14 protein-coding genes are annotated in these 17,909 nt (G+C 58.5%); 12 read left to right on the forward strand and 2 right to left on the reverse strand.

Translation table 11 applies throughout. The features are described 5' to 3' along the window. Window positions 1-256: 256 nt before the first annotated feature. On the reverse strand, window positions 257-862 hold the full coding sequence (locus CAF77_RS05410) for a TetR/AcrR family transcriptional regulator (RefSeq protein WP_085654156.1): 606 nt from the start codon (window positions 860-862) through the stop codon (window positions 257-259). Between the two features lie 354 nt (window positions 863-1,216). On the opposite strand from CAF77_RS05410, the gene CAF77_RS05415 reads away from it, so the two are divergent. From CAF77_RS05415 to CAF77_RS05445, 7 genes are all read left to right on the forward strand, one after another. Beyond that, window positions 1,217-2,104 (forward strand): phytanoyl-CoA dioxygenase family protein, encoded by an 888-nt coding sequence (locus CAF77_RS05415; protein ID WP_085654157.1) that lies wholly within the window; start codon window positions 1,217-1,219, stop codon window positions 2,102-2,104. A gap of 126 nt (window positions 2,105-2,230) precedes the next feature. Then, window positions 2,231-3,601 (forward strand): FAD-binding oxidoreductase, encoded by a 1,371-nt coding sequence (locus tag CAF77_RS05420; RefSeq protein WP_085654158.1) that lies wholly within the window; start codon window positions 2,231-2,233, stop codon window positions 3,599-3,601. Window positions 3,602-3,663: 62 nt separating this feature from the next. Next, window positions 3,664-4,311: a hypothetical protein gene (locus CAF77_RS05425; protein ID WP_085654203.1), complete on the forward strand. Its 648-nt coding sequence runs from the start codon at window positions 3,664-3,666 to the stop codon at window positions 4,309-4,311. Window positions 4,312-4,587: 276 nt separating this feature from the next. Then, the gene (locus tag CAF77_RS05430) at window positions 4,588-6,009 is read left to right on the forward strand and encodes a DUF1329 domain-containing protein (RefSeq protein WP_085654159.1); all 1,422 of its coding nucleotides are present in this window, start codon (window positions 4,588-4,590) and stop codon (window positions 6,007-6,009) included. A 26-nt stretch (window positions 6,010-6,035) separates the two neighbouring features. Further along, complete coding sequence (locus CAF77_RS05435; protein WP_371915532.1) at window positions 6,036-7,682, forward strand: DUF1302 domain-containing protein; 1,647 nt, start codon at window positions 6,036-6,038, stop codon at window positions 7,680-7,682. Window positions 7,683-7,690: 8 nt separating this feature from the next. Further along, a complete protein-coding gene (locus CAF77_RS05440; RefSeq protein ID WP_256576120.1) occupies window positions 7,691-10,105 on the forward strand; it encodes an RND family transporter in 2,415 nt (804 codons plus the stop codon). A gap of 10 nt (window positions 10,106-10,115) precedes the next feature. After that, a complete protein-coding gene (locus CAF77_RS05445; RefSeq protein WP_085654161.1) occupies window positions 10,116-11,087 on the forward strand; it encodes a YCF48-related protein in 972 nt (323 codons plus the stop codon). A gap of 47 nt (window positions 11,088-11,134) precedes the next feature. Here CAF77_RS05445 and CAF77_RS05450 read toward each other — a convergent pair whose 3' ends face one another. Then, window positions 11,135-12,004: a phytanoyl-CoA dioxygenase family protein gene (locus CAF77_RS05450; RefSeq protein WP_085654162.1), complete on the reverse strand. Its 870-nt coding sequence runs from the start codon at window positions 12,002-12,004 to the stop codon at window positions 11,135-11,137. Between the two features lie 255 nt (window positions 12,005-12,259). On the opposite strand from CAF77_RS05450, the gene CAF77_RS05455 reads away from it, so the two are divergent. From CAF77_RS05455 to pqqA, 5 genes are all read left to right on the forward strand, one after another. Beyond that, window positions 12,260-13,519 (forward strand): CdaR family transcriptional regulator, encoded by a 1,260-nt coding sequence (locus tag CAF77_RS05455; RefSeq protein WP_218190055.1) that lies wholly within the window; start codon window positions 12,260-12,262, stop codon window positions 13,517-13,519. A 52-nt stretch (window positions 13,520-13,571) separates the two neighbouring features. Next, window positions 13,572-14,114: a hypothetical protein gene (locus CAF77_RS05460; RefSeq protein WP_085654163.1), complete on the forward strand. Its 543-nt coding sequence runs from the start codon at window positions 13,572-13,574 to the stop codon at window positions 14,112-14,114. A 94-nt stretch (window positions 14,115-14,208) separates the two neighbouring features. Beyond that, window positions 14,209-14,979, forward strand: a complete 771-nt coding sequence (locus tag CAF77_RS05465) for an NAD-dependent deacylase (protein ID WP_085654206.1) — start codon at window positions 14,209-14,211, stop codon at window positions 14,977-14,979. A gap of 163 nt (window positions 14,980-15,142) precedes the next feature. After that, window positions 15,143-17,257 (forward strand): PQQ-binding-like beta-propeller repeat protein, encoded by a 2,115-nt coding sequence (locus CAF77_RS05470; protein WP_085654164.1) that lies wholly within the window; start codon window positions 15,143-15,145, stop codon window positions 17,255-17,257. Between the two features lie 76 nt (window positions 17,258-17,333). Continuing rightward, a complete protein-coding gene (gene pqqA / locus CAF77_RS05475; RefSeq protein WP_063607997.1) occupies window positions 17,334-17,405 on the forward strand; it encodes a pyrroloquinoline quinone precursor peptide PqqA in 72 nt (23 codons plus the stop codon). Window positions 17,406-17,909: the final 504 nt, after the last annotated feature.

A 17,909-nucleotide genomic window follows, 5' to 3' on the forward strand; every position in this document is an offset into this window, starting at 1 on the left:
ATTTGTCTCATTTAGGGGAGTGCGGTTTGGCTCCCCTCTTTTTAACTAAGCAGATTCGCATTTTTATTTTTTTGTCGGCTGCCGTGCTTCAACAATTATTTTGTTTAATGGCATGTCGTTTATAACTTTGATGCTGAACTAAAGTTTTCTCATGCTCCTTTACAATTATGAATGCTCATCCCTGCAAAACAGCAAGAGCAGACGCAACTCTTTCATTTGAATAGTTCAAGCGAAAGAGTTGCGCATCAGATTTTGATCAGGCGCTGACCGCCTTAGGAAACGTTTCAAAAGTTGCCACAAGCAGTTCCAGTGCCTGGCAGGCCGTGTCGGTTTCCGCCTTCAAACGTTCCGTGTCGCCGTGGGCGGACCAAGCGATCAACAGCCCATCGAGCAGATTGATGAACAGTCGACTGACGGTGTTCAACGCGGTGCTGTCCAGCCTCACACCCTCGATCTTTGCGATGGTCTGCTCGGTTGCCTGGCCGGCATCGGCATAGATCCGGGTCGCCATGGCCGGGTTGTTGCGCAGGGACCAGGCGAACAGTTCGGACTGGGCAATGGCCAGATCCGGGTGGGTCATGAACCAGTTGATCGCCTGGCGCAGCGTTTCCCCCACGGTTTCTGCGGCGGTGCCACCTGCTGTTACCTCCAGTGACTGGCGCGGCGTGTTGATCAGCGACTCGTACACCGCATAGAACAATTCGTCCTTGGTGTGGAAGGTGTAGTGCAACGACGCCAATGGAGAATCGGCCTGCGCAGCGATTCGGCGGGTCGTAGCGTTGGCGGCGCCGTACTCCGCGATCACCTTCACGGTGGCCTCGATGAAATCCTGTCTACGCAATTCCGCGCCCATTCTGGCCATAAGCTCAGCCTCCTTATTCGGTGTTCCCGTCGGTAACCCGGTTCAATATTTGTGGGGAGAGATGCTAACGCATGGCCGGGTCTCAATCCATGAGCGAATTAGCCTGAATGAATGTTTTCTTCTTCGCCCGACAAGTGTTTCGTAAGTACCCGTATTGAAGTGACACGGCAGCGCAAAATTCAAGGGAATGTGAGTAGCCTGGTATCGCTTATAGACAACTCAGAAGATCAACGCCTTCAACTTTATCGATTTAAAGCAGTTTTGAAAAATGGCATGCGAATTGCCTTAATCAAATGACCTGATCATTTGATCTGATCGATTGATCGAATTTCTTCTTGATGGTGGGAATTGAAAATGGAAAGACGAACACTCAAAACGTTGAACAGTAACGAATCGATTGAAGTCGTAGTTGAAGCTATTAATCGTGATGGTGGGGTGATCATCTCCAACTTTGTATCGCAGCAAACCTTGCTGGCTTTGAAAGAAGAACTCGACCGTTATCTGAACATCACGCCTTGCGGTGCCGATCCCTACTTTGCGGGCACCCTGACTCGACGCGTGGCGCGCCTTTTCGAACGCAGTGATACCGCCGTAGAGGTTGCACTGAACCCTCTGTTCATCGAAACGGCAAAAAAAATCCTGCAGACCCCGACCCACGTGTGGGTGGGCAGCGACCGTATCGAAATCGAACCCAATATCCAGCTCAGCATGACCCAAGCGATCCAGATCGGTCCTGGGCAGGGCCTGCAGCCACTCCATCGCGATGATGCCACATCCCTGTGGCGCCACCCTCAGTTCGGTCGCGAAGCCCGGTTGCAATTGATGCTGGCCATTACCGATTTCACCGAAGAAAACGGAGCAACCCGCGTCATTCCCGGCAGCCACACTTGGGACGACGAGCGAATGCCGACTCAGGAGGAAACCGTTGCGGGCGAAATGAAAGCCGGTTCTGCCCTGCTGTGGTTGGGCTCGGTCTACCACGGTGGTGGCGCCAACATTTCCGCGCATCCTCGAACCGGCTTGACCATGGCCTATGACCTGGCCTTCTTGCGGCTGGAGGAAAACCATTTCCTTTCGCTCCCCATCGAGCGCGTCCGGCAACTCCCCGATGAACTGCAACGCCTGCTGGGCTGGAGCGCGAGCAGCACGTTGCTCGGCTGGGTCGAGGTCGACGGCCAGATGCGCGATCCACAAGAACTGCTGGCGCTGGAGACGTTCTCCGAGGTCGGGAAAGGCATTTAAGCGTACTCGCGCCATGCGGTGACAGGCCCAGCTTCACAAAAATGGTCGGCACGCTGACCGACAGACAACTGCGCACTTCATTTTCATGGAGCGTGCCGTCGTGCCCGAAGACAAGAGTGAAAACACATGAATGTTTTGAACAAGGCAATCGACAACATAGGGGCCAGACCGATGAAATTTCGCAATCTGGGTGGATGGGTGGAACGTCCCGCCGACCTGCAACCGGAACTCAAAGGCGACGAACACGCGGATGTGATTGTGGTCGGCGCCGGGTTCGCCGGCCTGTCTACGGCCCTCGAACTCAATGCGCAGGGAGCCAAGGTTATCGTGCTGGAGCAAGAGTTCGCCGGGTTCGGTGCCAGTGGACGCAACGCGGGCTATCTGCTGGGCAGCATGGGCATTGAGTTCGACTTGTTCGTCAAACGCGTCGGGGTGGAAAGGGCCAGGCAGTTCGTTCGGCTCTATGACGACGGGGTGACCTATGTGGAAGGGCGCCTGGCGGCGCTGGGCATCGACTGCGACTACACGCCCTCGGGCGTCATTCGCGCAGCGGTCCATCCTTCCCAGGAAAAACGCCTGCGCGCAAACATGAAGCTCGGGCATGAGCTGGGCTCGGTGACGCGCTTCATCGACCGGGTCGAAATGCGTGCTCGTGAAATCCCGCCCGCTTTTCTGTTCGGCAGCGCGCAACGCGGCGGCACCCTGAACCCAGGCAAGTACATCAACGGCCTGCGCCGTGCAGCACTTGCCGCTGGCGTGAAACTGTATGAACGCACGCCACTGCTGTCCTACAACGAAGGGCCGCTCATTACCTGCAAGACCGCTTCGGGCAACGCCACTGCACCGATCATGGTGCTGACCACCAATGCCTACACCCCTCAGTTGGGGCTGTTGCGCAAAAAGGTGGCGGCGATTCGAGTGTCGGCGATAGAAACCCAGCCGCTGTCAGCGGAGCAATTGGCGTCCTTGGGCTGGAAGAACCGCGAAGGCCTAATCACGCCGCACTACACGATGGAGAGCCACCGGCTGACGGCCCACAACACGATGGTATTGACCACGAAACAACTGGGGTACGCCTACGGTTCGAAGACGCCCAATGTGCCTGACGACAACGCCTATGCCGCATTGGTACGCGCGCTACGCGAACGGTTTCCGACGTTACAGGGCCTGGGCATCCAGCATAGCTGGAGCGGGTACATCAGTGCGGCCTACGACGCATTGCCCGTCGTAGGTACGACGGGCGAGAAACACAACATCTTATATGCGGCAGGCTGCTCCGGCCACGGACTGGCCTCGCAATCGCTGATGGGAGCCTACCTCGCCGCACGGATCAACGGTACGGACCCCTCCCACCTTACGGCGCTGGAGCACAAGACGCCTTCGACGCTGCCCGAGCCGCTGCAATGGTGTGCGTTGAAAGCGGCCTTCGCGACGGCCAAATGGATGGATGAGCGCACCAACCGCAAAGTGCTTGAAGAGCGCGGCCGGAACAACTGAAACGTAGTAGAAGGCGCGGCGTAATAACACTCAAAGAGGCTGCCATTTTGGAACTTGTCGATATCTGTGCATTGGTCTCATGCATTGTCCTAGTGATTTCAGGACTATGTTATGGAACGGGCTTCATCAGGAAAGGAAATTATTTGCTGGGTTTGGAGTTCTTGATCGTCGGAATCTCGGCGTCAAATTTCACGACTTATATTGCGACTGGCTGGAAAGGCAACTATAACGTCGCACTTTTTCTCGACGCTTTTTCCCGTGGAGTGGGGGTGCCAATTATTGCCGCGATGGGACTTATGGCTGTTACCCATAACTACAAACCATCGCGCGCGCAGGACGTCTTCCTGTTTGTAGCAGGTTTTGCCGCAACGGCGTTCTACTATTTGTCCGACGTCACTCAAGCGGCGCTTCCTTATTTCTACGTGATCATGTGGTCCCTCTACACCTTGTACCTATGCTATTTCACGTGGCGGCTGGTACGCGCCGGCGCCATAGCACACGCACTGGCAACCGCCTTGGGCGGGGTGGCCGGACTGGTCGTGGCGCTTAGGTACGATTTTTTTCCCATCGCCGGGGACGACAGCAAGTTGGTCTTCATGACTAGCGCTTTTCTAACCTGGTCCTATTCGATGGTGCAGTCGTACTACGCGTATGGCGCACTGGAGAGAACCCGGAAAATTGCCTCGCGATCACTCTTGAGTCCCCTTTAAACCAAAATCCGCAGGAGCGGGAAAGTCGATAGAACCATCATCAGGTTCAAAAAATAAAAAGTTGATGCTGGAGGTTTGATATGCGCCGGACTGGATTCGTTTGCCTTGGAGTTGCCTTGATTATGGGCACTTTATATCTATGGAAAATACAGTTTGTAATTCCTTTATCCGCACCACCGGCCAAACATCCGATCGTCAGCATGAGTGATCTGTTTCGGCATCTTTGATAGTGATCCAGTTGCTTTGCGACCCAACTTCGTTTCTGAGGAACTTACAATGAATAACGTGATTGAGCATCCAACAGGCGCATTGTTTTCCCGCTTTGCGATCCGGCAGATGATCGCGGGGATCGCGGCAGCGACCGTGGTGTTTTCGGCTCAGGCCGAAAGCGTGGACCCTGCCATACTGGGGACCAAGCTGACCCCCTTGGGCGGCGAAGTCGCGGCCAGTCCAAGCGGAGACATTCCCGCCTGGACACAGCCCGGCCCGCAAGGATCGGGCTGGAGCTACGGCCAGGTCCGTGGCGATTTCTGGAAATTCAAGGGCGACAAACCGCTGTACAGCGTTGATGTCAACAACGTCGCGCAATACGCTGCCAAGTTGTCCCCTGGCCAGCTTGAGCTGTTCAAGAAGATCCCCGGCTACCGCATGGATGTCTATCCGACCCGCCGGAGCTGCGGCGCGCCGGACTTCGTTGCCGACAACACCCGACAGAACATCGGCTTCGCCAAACTCGACGCAGCGGGTCTCGCCCTTGAGGAAGCCCATGTTCCGGGCATACCGTTCCCCATGCCCAAAACCGGCGCTGAGGTAATGTGGAACATGAAGATGCGTTACCGCGGTGTCGGCGTCGAAATCCCGCGGGCCGTTTCGGGCATTTCGCCGCGCAAGGGCGGGGAGTGGTCACGCCAATCGGTGGACACGTTCTTCTTCACGCCATGGGGCAAGAAGGGCAGTGCGCTGTTCTCGTCCGTCGGCCGCCTGGAGAACGCGACCTTCTTCAACTACCTGGAGCCGGCGGCACTGGCTGGTCAATCCGCGGTGCAGACCGCCGTCGCCGGCGAACAGGCCACGACGTTCTACTACTTCCCCGGCCAGCGTCGTGTGCGGCGCATGCCGTCGTACTCCTACGACGCGCCGCAGATCGGCCTCGACAACCAGTACACCGTCGATGAGGGGAACGTGTTCTTCGGCACCATGGACCGCTTCGACTGGAAGCTGGTCGGCAAACAGGAGTTGCTGGTGCCCTACAACGTGTTCGGCGCCTATGACACTTCCGCCAAGGTTGAAGTCTTCGCCGGTAACGACTCGGTCGCGCCTCAGGCACGCCGCTACGAGCTGCATCGGGTGTGGGTCGTTGAGGCCAACGTGCGCCAGGGCATGCGTCACCAAGCACCGAAGCGCCTGTTCTACATCGACGAGGACAGCTGGAACGCATTGATGGCCGTTGACTACGACAAGCAAGGGCAGATCTGGAAAGTGCGCGAAGGGCTCTCCACACCAGTGTTCGAAACCGGTGCCTGCGACGTCGAGGCCCAGATTCAGTACAACCTGGTGGACGGTCGCTACCTCTTTGACATGACCACGGTCGGTGCGGGCAAGAGCGACATCCGCTGGCTCACAGAGGAGAACGCCAGCCCTCGCCTGAAAAGGGACTTCTTTACCTCCGATAACCTGCGCGCCATCAGCGAACGCTAACGAACGTCGTCAGATCGAGAGCCAGCATGAAAAAAACAATTACGAAAGCTTCAGGCCTTGTCATCGCGTGCGTCACCCCATTTGCAATGGGCTTCACGTTTGAAACCGAAACGATCCATGGCTCGTTCGACTCCACGATCACCGCAGGCATGGGCCTGCGCACTGAGTCGCGCGGCTGCAACCTTATCAATCAGGGCATCACCGGGCACAACGCGCCCTCCGGCTGCCTTGCCCAGAGCTCGGGCGTCGCCGACCAGGGCGACCTGAACTACGACCGCGGAGACCTATTCACCAACTACCTCAAAGGCACGCATGAGCTACTGCTCAAAATGCCCAACGATGTCAGCTTCATGGCGCGCGGCAGCTGGATCCGCGACTTCGCCGCCACCGACACCACCGGCACCCAGTCCTTCAACACCCCCGCGAGCGTCGGCAGCGATGGCCTCAGCGATTCGGCCCATGACGACCTTGCGTTCAAGGCCCGACTGCTCGACCTATGGGTGAGCAAGGGCTTCGATGTGGGTGAGCAGCGCGTTCGGGCGCGCTTGGGCAACCAGGTGATCAACTGGGGCGAAAGCCTGTTCGTGGCCGGCGGCATCAACAACACCAACGCTTACGACTATCAGGCCCTGGCACGCCCCGGCGTCCAGCTCAAGGAGGCGGTGCTGCCGGCGCCGATGCTCAGCGTTGCCTCTGGCCTGGGTTCGGGGGTGAACATCGAGACCTACTACCAGTTCGGCTGGAACAAGAGCGAACTGCCGCCGGTTGGCAGCTACTGGTCCACGACCAATGGCCTGGGCAAGGGCATGGGCGACTACGGGTTCTCCGACAAGAAGGCCCGTGACAGCGGTCAGTGGGGCATTTCGCTGCGCTGGCAGCCAGAAGACAGCGACATCAACTACGGGTTTTACGTGTTGCGCTACCACGACAAGTTGCCGTCGTTGCGCGTGGCGGTGCTCGACCCGAATACGTTCGCAGTGGCACCCACCTGGGAGTACCAGGAAGACCGCATGCTGTACGGCGTCAGCGCGAACATGCCGATCGGCGACTGGGCGGTCGGCACGGAGCTGTCGTACCGTCCCAAGGATTCGGTGATGCTCAATCCGGTCGTTGACCTGTGCGCGAACAACGGCGGCAAATGCTGGAAGGACGAAAAGAAATTCCAGTGGCACCTGACCGGCCTGTACAGCTTCACGCCGTCCAACTCGCCGACGTTGCTGGACTTCACCGGGGCCAGCACCGGCACCTTGCTGACGGAACTGGTGGTCATCAAGTACCCGGGGCTGCATGACGAGGTCAACGGCGAGCCACTCGCGTCCGGCCTGAACACTTGGCAACTGAACCCGGCGATCCCGCCCAAGGCTCACGGTGACAAGACGTCCTCGGGCATCAATCTGGACATGAGCCTGACCTACGACGGCACGTTGCTGCCGGGCTGGCAGGTCACGCCCGGCATCTTCTATTCACGCTCGCTGGGGGGACGCACGCCGAACCTCACCGCGACCTTCACCGAAGACGCCAGCAGCATGAACCTGTACCTCAACTTCGTGCGCAACCCGGCAAGTTGGCAGGTTTCCCTCAACTACGCGAAGTTCATGGGCGGCGATAAGCCTTACGACCAGCTCTACCGTGACCGAGATTATGTCGGCATCGCGATCTCCCGCTCATTGTGAGGCCAGCCGTGAATGGTTCTGTGAAATTGACTGAAGCAAGGAAGCGCGGCCTGCTGCCGCGCGTCGAGGGCGTCCTGTTCGGGCATCGTCGGCTGGTGCTGGCGAGCCTGGCCGTCTTTACCCTGATCATTGCGTGGTTCGCCGTGCAGCTGCGCATGGATGCAGGCTTTGAAAAGCAACTGCCCATCGGCCACGAATACATCAAGACCTTCGAGGCCTACCGCAACGACCTGATGGGCGCGAACCGCCTGACGATCGTGGTCAAGGCCCGCAACGGCGTGATTTGGAGCGCGCCGGGCCTCAAGCGGCTGTACGACGTCACCCAGGCGATCACCTTCCTGCCCGGCGTGTCCCGCAGCAGCGTGCGTTCGCTGTGGACGCCCAATGCCTTCGTCAACGAAATCACCGAAGAGGGCTTTCGCGCCGACCCTTTGGTGCCGGGGACGGTGACGCCCGAGCATCTGGACGATGAAATCATCGCGACCATCGCCAACTCCAGCGCGCAAGGCGGTTTCATCGGCACGCTGGTCTCGCGCGATCAAAGCAGCGCGATGATCACCGCCGAACTCAATGAGTTCGACGCCAACGGCGCCCATCTGGATTACGTGGCGTTCAACCATGCGCTGGAGAAGGAAATCCGCCAGCGCTTCGAGGACGGTGATTTCGAAGTCCAGATGATCGGCTTCGCCAAGCAGATCGGCGACATCGCCGATGGCGCGTCGGCGGTGCTGGAGTTCTGTCTGCTGGCGTTGCTGCTGACGGCGGCTGCGGTCTATTGGTACTGCCACTCGCTGCGCTTCACCTTGCTCGCTCTGGTCTGCTCACTGACGTCGTTGGTGTGGCAGTTCGGCAGCCTGCGCCTGTTGGGCTACGGCCTTGATCCGCTGGCGGTGCTGGTGCCGTTTCTGGTTTTCGCCATCGGGGTTTCCCATGGCGTGCAGCAGATCAATTACATCGTGCGTGAGATTGCCGTCGGCAAGAGCGCCGAGCAGGCGGCGCGCTCAAGTTTCACCGGCCTGCTCGTGCCCGGCACTCTGGCGCTGGTGACGGCGCTGGTGTCCTTCGTGACGTTGCTGATGATCCCCATTCCGATGGTGCGCGAGCTGGCGATAACCGCCTCGCTCGGTGTGGCCTACAAGATCATTACCAACCTGGTGATGCTGCCCTTGGTGGCGTCCATGCTCAAGGTGGATGACAAGTATGCCGCCGCGCAGGAAGTCTCCCGGCAGCGTCGAACCGGCTGGCTACATGGTCTGAGCCGACTCGCCGAGCGGCGCAACGCGCAGTGGGTGCTGGGCGTGGCTCTGGTGGTCTTCGTGGTGGCGATCTGGCAAAGCCACGATCGGGTCGTCGGCACGTTACAGGCCGGCGCTCCGGAGTTGCGCGAAGACTCGCGTTTCAACCGCGACGCTGTGTCCATCGCCAGCAACTACGACATCGGCCTGGACTGGTTCAGCGTGGTGTTCGAGGCCAACCACGACAACGCCGACGAAGGCAGCCAGGCCGCCTGCGAGAACGTCACTGTGGGTCAATACCAGGACCGTTTCGTCTGGGCCATGCAGGGCGTGCCCGGTGTATTGTCCGTCGCCTCGTTTTCCTCGACCCTACGCCAGTTCAACGAGGGCTACAACGAAGGCAACCCGAAAATGGGCGCGGTGCCCATCGACCCGATGAACTACGCCGCGCTGGCAACCGAAGTTGCGCGCACGCCCGGACTGATGCGCGCCGATTGCAGCATGTCTGCCGTGCATCTGTACCTGGCTGACCACAAGGCCACGACGATCAACCGGGTGGTGGAAGCGGCCAAGGCCTTCCGTAGCGAAAACCCGTCATCCGCCGTCACGATTCGCCTTGCGTCAGGCAACGCCGGCATTCTCGCTGCCATCAACGAAGAAGTGGAAAAAAGCGAAACGCCGATGTTGCTGTACGTTTATGCGGCCATCGCTTTGCTGGTTTTCGTCGTCTACCGCGACTGGCGCGCGGTGCTGGTCTGCTGCCTGCCGTTGACCATCGGCACCTTCATCGGCTACTGGTTCATGAAGGAGTTGCAGATCGGCCTGACCATCGCCACGTTGCCGGTGATGGTGCTGGCGGTGGGCATCGGCGTCGATTATGCCTTCTACATCTACAACCGCCTGCAACTGCACCAGGCCTACGGTCAGCCCATCACCAAAGCCGTCGAACATGCGTTGCTCGAGGTCGGCATGGCCACGATCTTCACTGCCATCACCCTGGCGATCGGCGTCGCCACCTGGGCGTTTTCCGACCTCAAGTTTCAGGCGGACATGGGCAAGCTGCTAGCGTTCATGTTCATCGTCAATATGGTCATGGCCATGACGGTGCTGCCGGCCTTTGCGGTTTGGCTGGAGCAGGTTTTCCCGCGCAGGCGCCCCGTGCGCATGATCGGCGCACTGATGCACTGAGGAGAGAGTCATGCGTAATGGTTTTTTGTCGATCGGCGTGTTGATCGCCACGCTGCTGCCGCCGTTTGCCTTGCAGGCTTCGCACTTGCCGGTGGTGCCGGCGCTGCAGTCGGAACATGCCAGCCGCGCAACCATGCTCGATGCTGCCTGGGCTGGCGAGCGGGTGGTTGCTGTCGGCGATCATGGGATCGTGCTGTTGTCGGATGATCACGGGAACAGCTTTCGTCAGGCCGGCTCGGTGCCGGTGTCCACGCCGTTGACGGGGGTGTCGTTCATCGATGCCAAACAGGGCTGGGCCGTGGGGCATTGGGGTGTGATTCTGGTCACGGCGGACGGCGGCGACTCCTGGCAGATCCAGCGGATGTCCAATGAAGAGGATCGTCCGCTGTTCGCCGTGCATTTCTTCAATGCACAGCAGGGTGTCGCCGTGGGGCTCTGGTCGCTGGTGCTGACGACCGATGACGGTGGGCTGACATGGAACGAGCAAACGCTGCAGGCGCCGCCGGGTTCGAAGAAGGCCGATCTCAATTTGATGGGGTTGTTTGCCGATGGCCAACACAAGCTCTATGCCACCGCCGAACACGGGCAGCTTCTGCGTTCCGAGGATGAGGGCAAAAGCTGGACATACATCAGCACCGGTTACGACGGCACGCTGTGGTCCGGTGCCGTGTTGGCCGACGGCAGCTTGCTGGTCGGTGGCCAGCGCGGGACGCTGATGCACGGTTCGACCGAGGGCAGGGGTTTTCGCAAGGTACCGACGCAGAGCAAAGGGTCCGTCACTGGCGTGGCGTTGTCCGGTGACACGGTACTGGCGGTGGGACTGGACGGGCTGATGCTGAAAAGCAGTGATGGGGGAGAGCGCTTCGAGGAGAGCCAGTCGGTGGAAGGTCTTTCGCTGACAGCGGCGCTGCTCGATTCGCAAGGTGCGCCGGTTCTGTTTTCCCGTCGGGGTGTCTTGCTCACGTCCTCGACCGGGCACTGAAAGTGATTCGGGGGGAGGCGGTGGCCTTCCCCCGGACATTGCATCCGTCAGAGCTTGAGATAGTCCGCCAGATCCGCGTAGTCATGCTGCCACAGGCCCGGACTGGCAAGGGGGTATTGCGAGCGGAAACCGATGATCTTCTGCACGCGAGGGGAGAGGGTTCTGACCACCTCAAGCGGCACGATGAGTGGATAGGCTTCCTCGGGCGTAAGGATCGAAGCCTGCAGCGGGATCGTCAGGCCACGGCGGAACTGGTCGGTGGTGACGTTGGCGCCACCACCGTGAACCACTTTGCCGCCAAACAGCACGGCGTCACCGGCGTTCAGTTCGACGGGGATGGTCATCTCGGGCGATCCCACATCCTCGAAGTTGTCCCAGTCCTGGCTTCCCGGAATTATCCGTGTCGCTCCGTTTTCCTCAGTGAAGTCGGTGAGTGCCAGCATCAGGTTGGTGATGGCTCGCGGTGCATGTTTGTCCATGGCCACAAACGGATGATATTGAGCCGAGTCCCGATGCAACATTTGCGCGGTGTTGCCCGGTCCGATCTCGATGAGTTGCGCGGTGGTCAACCACCAGTCACCGCACTTCGATTCGTAAAGTGCGCGGCCTATTTCGTGAAAGAGGTCGTCGTCCAGGATCTCTTCACGAAAAGTCTTGCTGTAAGTGATGAGGTTGGTGAGCCGCTTAGTTTGATAACCATGAAAATCCTTGACCAACTGATGTTCATGTTTCGAACCGGCGTCCAGGGCCGCGAGTGGCGCGTCCAGTTCATGGTTGATGCGCGCCACTTGCTCGGGCGTCATGTAGCCTCGAATGATGACCGCGCCGGCGTGATCGCTGAGCGAGGCGATTTCTTGCGCTGAATGGGATCGGCTGACGACAGGCAGACTGCTGGTTGCATTGCGATCGCTGGACATTGAAGCGACTCCAAGTAAGAGGAACGTTTTTCGCGCAGGCGGGTTCGCTGTCAGTGACTTATAAAAGTGTGTCACTGAGCAGTCCGGCCATTACGATTTTTACTGCACTAAATTCGCAACAAGTGGGGAGAAGCAGGGCGCCTCTTCAGGGTTGTTTGGCTCAGGCAGTAGGCTCATGCTATTTTTGCCGGGCTTGTTCGACAAGATACAAAGTGCACCATTCCAACGGCTTTTTTGGGTTTAATTGAACATCACATGAATAGCACTGCTTCCCCTTGGCCACGGCCTTCGCAAGCCGTTCGCGAACTGATGCGCAAAGGCGCGGAGAGGGCGCAGAGCCTGCCGCCGGAGTGGATCGAGCGCCTGAACCAGTCACTGTTTTCATCCCCGGAGGATGAGAAGCTGCTGGAAGATCCGGTGATTCTGGCGGCATGCCGGCGCGCCAATCGCTCAGAGCTGCTGCACTGGGCGAATGCCAACATGCAGCGTCCAGGAGAACCGGTTGAAACGTATGTGTCCGCCGACATGGTGGACACCGCCCGCGAGCTTGCGCGCAGAGGCCTGTCTGAGGTCCTCATGAACTCCGCCAGAACGACGCAAAGCGCGGCGTGGGAAATGTGGATGAAAATGGCATTCGGGCTGACGCAGGATCCGGTGCTGCTTGAAGAACTGCTGGAGGTCTCGTCCCGTTCCATCTCAGAGTTCATTGCCGGCAACATGCGGGTGATCACCCAGATCGTCCTGGAAGAAAAGAGCGCCTTGACCCACCACGACCAGATCGACAAGCGCAGCTTGGTCAGCCGCTTGCTCGATGGCCGTGATGTGGACACTGAGCATTTGAGCCAGCGCCTGGGCTACTCCCTGCAACAAAAACACTCGGCCTACGTCATCTGGAGCGAAGTCCAGGATGCTGAAATCCGCCCGTTGGAAGAGATGGCGCGGGCTCTGGCTCGCCTGACCGGAACCACCGCGCCCCTCGTGGTATTGGCCGGGCCGGCCACCGTGTGGGTCTGGGCCAGCGCGGCGAAACCTTTGGATCAGGGCCTGTTGCAAGGTGTGGTGGAGTCGTTCCCCAGGATACGCGCAGCTATCGGTTCTCCCGCAGCGGGATTGAATGGCTTTCGTCGCTCGCACCTGGAAGCGCTGACCACGCAGAGTCTGGTGGGAAGGTTGGCGGGCGCGCCGCCGATCACCAGTATCGATCAGGTGCGGATGGTTTCGCTGATGACCCAGGATGCCCGAGCGTCCAAACAGTTTGTCGTGAACACCCTTGGCCGGCTGGCGACCGAATCCACCGTGCTTCAACGTGCGCTGCATGCGTTTCTGGCCAACGGCTGCAACATCACCCAGACCGCCGAAGTGCTGGGCACTCACCGCAATACATTGTTGCGTCGCCTGGAGCGCGCTCAGGATCTGTTGCCCATCGAGTTTGCCGACCACCGCATCCAGATTGCCGCCGCGCTTGAGTTGTTGATCTGGAACACACCGCTCAACGAAGACGACAGCGCTTCATGAGTGTTTGCTTCACTCAGCTGATCACCTGTTTTGCTGTTTCCAAGGAGCCTTCATGCAACCCGTAACCCCGGCAGAAGAACGTCGCTTTGCCTTTGAAGCACGCCGCTTGACCATCGAGACGCTCGTCAAAATCTACCTTGAGCAAATATCCGTCTCACGGGGCTTAGTGACGGTGTATCTGCGGTTGATGTTCACGCTGTCGCTCGGTGCGTTGGCAGGCGTGCTCACGCTGTACGGCGCGATACTGCGCTTCAGCGTTTCGGCCAGTCTCGACATGATCACCCTGCTGGAGGCGGGAGCTGCCATCACGGCGCTGGGTTCACTGGTCGCGTCCGCCATGCTCTCGGCTCGGGCCTTGCAGCAAAGCGCATTTGACGCAGCGCCGTTCCTGCACGATCCGTTTCCGAATGCGGGGTCGGTGATCGACTCGATATTCGAATCGAAAGATCTTGATGAGCAGCAGATTCTTGAGCGGCTGTACTTCGCGATTGGCAAGGTGATCGAGCATCAACCCACGCTTCGGGTCAGTACGCGGGTGACTACGGCGCTGTTGATATTCGGGATGTTGATGACGGGGGCTTCGTTCTTGATATGAGAATGCGGTGATCCGCACGCTTGGTGACCACGATTCCATATGCCTTCTTCATGCGCCGATCGCGTCGTTTCAATTCGTCATGGCAGGGATAGATATGTCGATAGAGCTGGTTGCCCAAGGGCTGCGCGCCGCCAGGCACGTAGTGGTATTTACAGGGGCTGGAGCCTCTGCAGAAAGCGGTATCCCGACATTTCGCGACGCCCTGACAGGCCTGTGGGAGCGCTTTGACGCAGCAAAGCTGGCAACGGCGCAAGCATTTCGTGCAGATCCAGGCCTCTGCTGGGGCTGGTACGAATGGCGGCGCATGAAGGTGGTTGAGGCGAGCCCAAACACTGCCCATCGAGCGATAGCTCAACTGGCCAATCTCGTACCCAAGGTGACGGTCATCACGCAGAACGTTGACGATCTTCACGAGCGAGCTGGTAGCCACGGTGTGATTCACCTGCATGGAAGCCTGCACAATCCTCGGTGCATTGACTGCCACACGCAGCACTCTGAACCGCTGCCTTCGGTATCGCTCGCCGAGGGCGGCTCCAGGATCGATCCACCCATTTGTGCGGTGTGCGGGGGATGCATTCGCCCCGGTGTTGTCTGGTTCGGGGAGATACTGCCGGAGGCCGCATGGGCTGCGGCTAAGGATGCCGCCCAAACGTGCGACCTGTTTTTGTCGGTTGGAACATCGGGGCTGGTTTACCCAGCCGCCGAGTTGCCCCTGCATGCGTTGAGGTACAGGGCAATGGTTGCACATATCAACCCGCAGCGATTCGAGGTCAGCCATGACGAGTATTTTTTGCAGGGAGGGGCGTCGGAGGTGATGGCCAAACTGCTGGACATGGTGTCCGGTGGTTCGCTGCGGGAAGCCTGAAACGGTGCATATCAGCGCTCGATAAGATCCTATCTAATTGATTTATAAGCCTTAAAAAATTCTTGTAGCGCGCTCGCGGCATTGCTGATCAAATACTCAGGCCGAAACTGGTCAACTGATCAGGTCATATGATCAGTTCGCTAATGGTTGCCGGACCGATGGGATGATTGATGACACATCAGTCATCCAGGTATGGGTGCTTATAAGGGCAGAGGGTTGCATGAGAATAATAATCGTCGCATCACTGTTTGCATCGCTTGCGGGTTGCGAGCTGAACGAACAACCGGTTGAGAAACCCAATACAGACTGGGAGTTTCTTGGAAACTCCAGCGAGATGCAGCATTCCTCGTCTTTGAAGGCTATCAACAAGGAAACCGTCAGTTCACTGGGCCTGGCCTGGTGGGTGGACCTTCCGGTCAGTGACGGTCTGGTGGGCAACCCCCTGGTCAAGGACGGTATTGTTTTTCAAGGGGCACCCAACGGCCAGATCATTGCCAACGATGTAAAGACCGGTCAGTTGATCTGGAACTTCAAAGATGAGAATGCGCAGCAGGGCTCTTCATTTGCAGGCTATTGGGGGCGTCGATTCAATCGTGGGGTGGCACTGAGTGGGAGCAATGTCATCATAGCTTCGGGTGACTGCCGCCTGATCGCGGTCGACCAGCGCACGGGCAAGAAAGTGTGGGAAGCGACATCGTGCGACTCCGCCGACATGTACGCGATTACTGCGGCGCCACGGGTGGGCAATGGCTTGGTGTTCACCGGCAATGCCTGCCTCGATACCGGAACCACCCGTGGCTATGTCGACGCCTTCGATGCCGAGAGCGGCGCTCATCGCTGGCGTTTCTACACGGTGCCTGACGATCCCTCGAAGCCGCAATCGGCGCTGTATGAGAATGCGGCCAAGACTTGGGGTAAAGACTGGTACTCGAAGACCCACGGCTGTGGCAGTGCCTGGGATGCGATGACCTATGACCCACAGTTGAATCTGGTCTACATAGGGGTAGGGGGGCCGGCACCGTTCGATCCATCCAAGCGTGGCGAACAGGCCGGCGATGAGCTGTTCACCAACTCCATCGTGGCCCTGGATGCCAGCACGGGCGAGTACAAATGGCATTTCAAGCAAACCCCACAGGATGCTTGGAATTATGACTCCAGCGTCGGCATCATGATTGCCGACATCACCGTCAATGGGCAGTCGAAACGGGCGGTGCTGAGCGTGCCGAAAAACGGCTTCGCTTATGCCCTGGATGCGCAAACCGGCAAGTTCATTTCTGGCGGTGCCTACATGCCGATGGAATGGGCTTCAGGACTGGATGCCAATGGTCGTCCGATCATGAAGCGGGAAGGGCAGTATTGGCTCAATGACGCCAAGCAGTACATGCAGTTGCCCAATGGCTTGGGTGCCCATGGCTGGGAAGCGCTGGCCTTCAATCCGGACGACGAGACGGTGTTCATTCCTGCCATGTCTCAGCCGACCCTGGTCAGAGATGATCCCGATTCTGCGCTAGGCGGCCAGTCGTTCGAGCCTATCCAGCGCTCTGCCGATGGCCAGTACGAAACCTACGGCGAAACCGTTGCCTGGGATGTCCGTCGCAATAGCGTGAAGTGGCGGTCGCGCTTGCCGATGCCTACCAACGGCGGTCTGCTGCATACGGCCGGTGGTCTCATATTCCAAGGCACTGGCGACGGGCGCTTGCAGGTGCTCGATGCGGCGACGGGCAAGACACTGTGGAGTCACGAGATCGGTGGTGCGGTGCGGGCTGCACCGTCGACCGTCATGGTGGATGGCGAACAATACGTTCTGCTGGCGACCGGTACTGGCACCGCCGCAGCGACGGGGTCGCTGAACGCAGACGCGGCTTCTGCGCCGAAGGCCAGAACTACACCACGGCTACTTGCGTTCAAGTTAGGCGGCGTCAAGGACTACCCGGGGTTCGCACAAGTGCAAAAGGTACCTGCGCCGCTCACGCCCCGGCAGCCAGAAGCACTGACACCCCTTGGCCGCAAACTGTTCGAGGGCAGCGGTTGCATCGAGTGCCATGGTCTTCGCGGCAACGCTGCTGGCGGCCGTGTGCCCAACCTCATCTACGCACCACCACCGAGCTACGAATTCTTCGAAGCCGTCGTGCGCCAGGGCTTACTTTCCAAGGCAGGCGGCGGCATGCCAGCGTTTGCGGATTTTACCGATGATCAGCTCAAGGCCGTTTTTGCCTACCTGATCAACCAGGCTTGGGACGCTCATGAGGGTAAGGAGCCGGTGGCTGGCAATCTCTGAACGAACACGAGGTTTACGCAGCGGACAAGGACGGATGCTGCTTTTTATCAATTAAACAACCGAGAGAGCACGCACTATGTGGACCAAACCCAGCTATACCGACCTGCGCATTGGCTTTGAAGTGACAATGTACTTTGCCAATCGTTGAATACCAAGGCATTCGAAGGAGGCGTCAGTCAAGACTTGACGCTTCCTTTGGCTTATTGAGAAGCAGGCGAAGCGCACGTTCAGCCTTCAGTACATGTTGCGAGGGAAAAGTCGGGATATGAGTAACAGCCGAGTCATGAAAGCAACAAGGAGCTAGAACGAATGGAGGTTCCTGGTTGCTTTCACGGTCGAATTTTACATGAATAATAACTCAACTAAATGGATGTTTAGTTGAGTTAGCCAATATTCTCCATTTAGAACCTGCAACGTGCCTCTGGCGCATTGTGGCGCATAGACTACTCTAAAGAGCGCAAGTCATTCGTCAGACATGAGGCTCCATAACGCTCTGAAAAGCTCCGACCTAATCTAGCAGGGTGCAGAAAATGGAGAAGCCTGTTGAAAGTTGCACTTTTAATCTTGACGTTTTATTGGTAGATAAGGGCGGGCAACGCCTATCGTATCCGATGATAGCGGTCGCTGTTGACGTCGTAACGCGAACGATCAT

Source organism: Pseudomonas sp. R15(2017), assembly GCF_002112685.1.
GTDB classification, from domain to species: domain Bacteria; phylum Pseudomonadota; class Gammaproteobacteria; order Pseudomonadales; family Pseudomonadaceae; genus Aquipseudomonas; species Aquipseudomonas glycinae.

Bases quoted from the DNA above. Each gene is read 5' to 3' on its own strand.
- CAF77_RS05470 (WP_085654164.1), top strand. From the start codon at position 15,143: ATGATTGATGACACATCAGTCATCCAGGTATGGGTGCTTATAAGGGCA.
- CAF77_RS05465 (WP_085654206.1), top strand. From the start codon at position 14,209: ATGTCGATAGAGCTGGTTGCCCAAGGGCTGCGCGCCGCCAGGCACGTA.
- CAF77_RS05415 (WP_085654157.1), top strand. From the start codon at position 1,217: ATGGAAAGACGAACACTCAAAACGTTGAACAGTAACGAATCGATTGAA.
- CAF77_RS05420 (WP_085654158.1), top strand. From the start codon at position 2,231: ATGAATGTTTTGAACAAGGCAATCGACAACATAGGGGCCAGACCGATG.
- CAF77_RS05445 (WP_085654161.1), top strand. From the start codon at position 10,116: ATGCGTAATGGTTTTTTGTCGATCGGCGTGTTGATCGCCACGCTGCTG.
- CAF77_RS05410 (WP_085654156.1), bottom strand. From the start codon at position 862: ATGGCCAGAATGGGCGCGGAATTGCGTAGACAGGATTTCATCGAGGCC.
- CAF77_RS05435 (WP_371915532.1), top strand. From the start codon at position 6,036: ATGAAAAAAACAATTACGAAAGCTTCAGGCCTTGTCATCGCGTGCGTC.
- CAF77_RS05450 (WP_085654162.1), bottom strand. From the start codon at position 12,004: ATGTCCAGCGATCGCAATGCAACCAGCAGTCTGCCTGTCGTCAGCCGA.
- CAF77_RS05460 (WP_085654163.1), top strand. From the start codon at position 13,572: ATGCAACCCGTAACCCCGGCAGAAGAACGTCGCTTTGCCTTTGAAGCA.
- CAF77_RS05430 (WP_085654159.1), top strand. From the start codon at position 4,588: ATGAATAACGTGATTGAGCATCCAACAGGCGCATTGTTTTCCCGCTTT.
- CAF77_RS05455 (WP_218190055.1), top strand. From the start codon at position 12,260: ATGAATAGCACTGCTTCCCCTTGGCCACGGCCTTCGCAAGCCGTTCGC.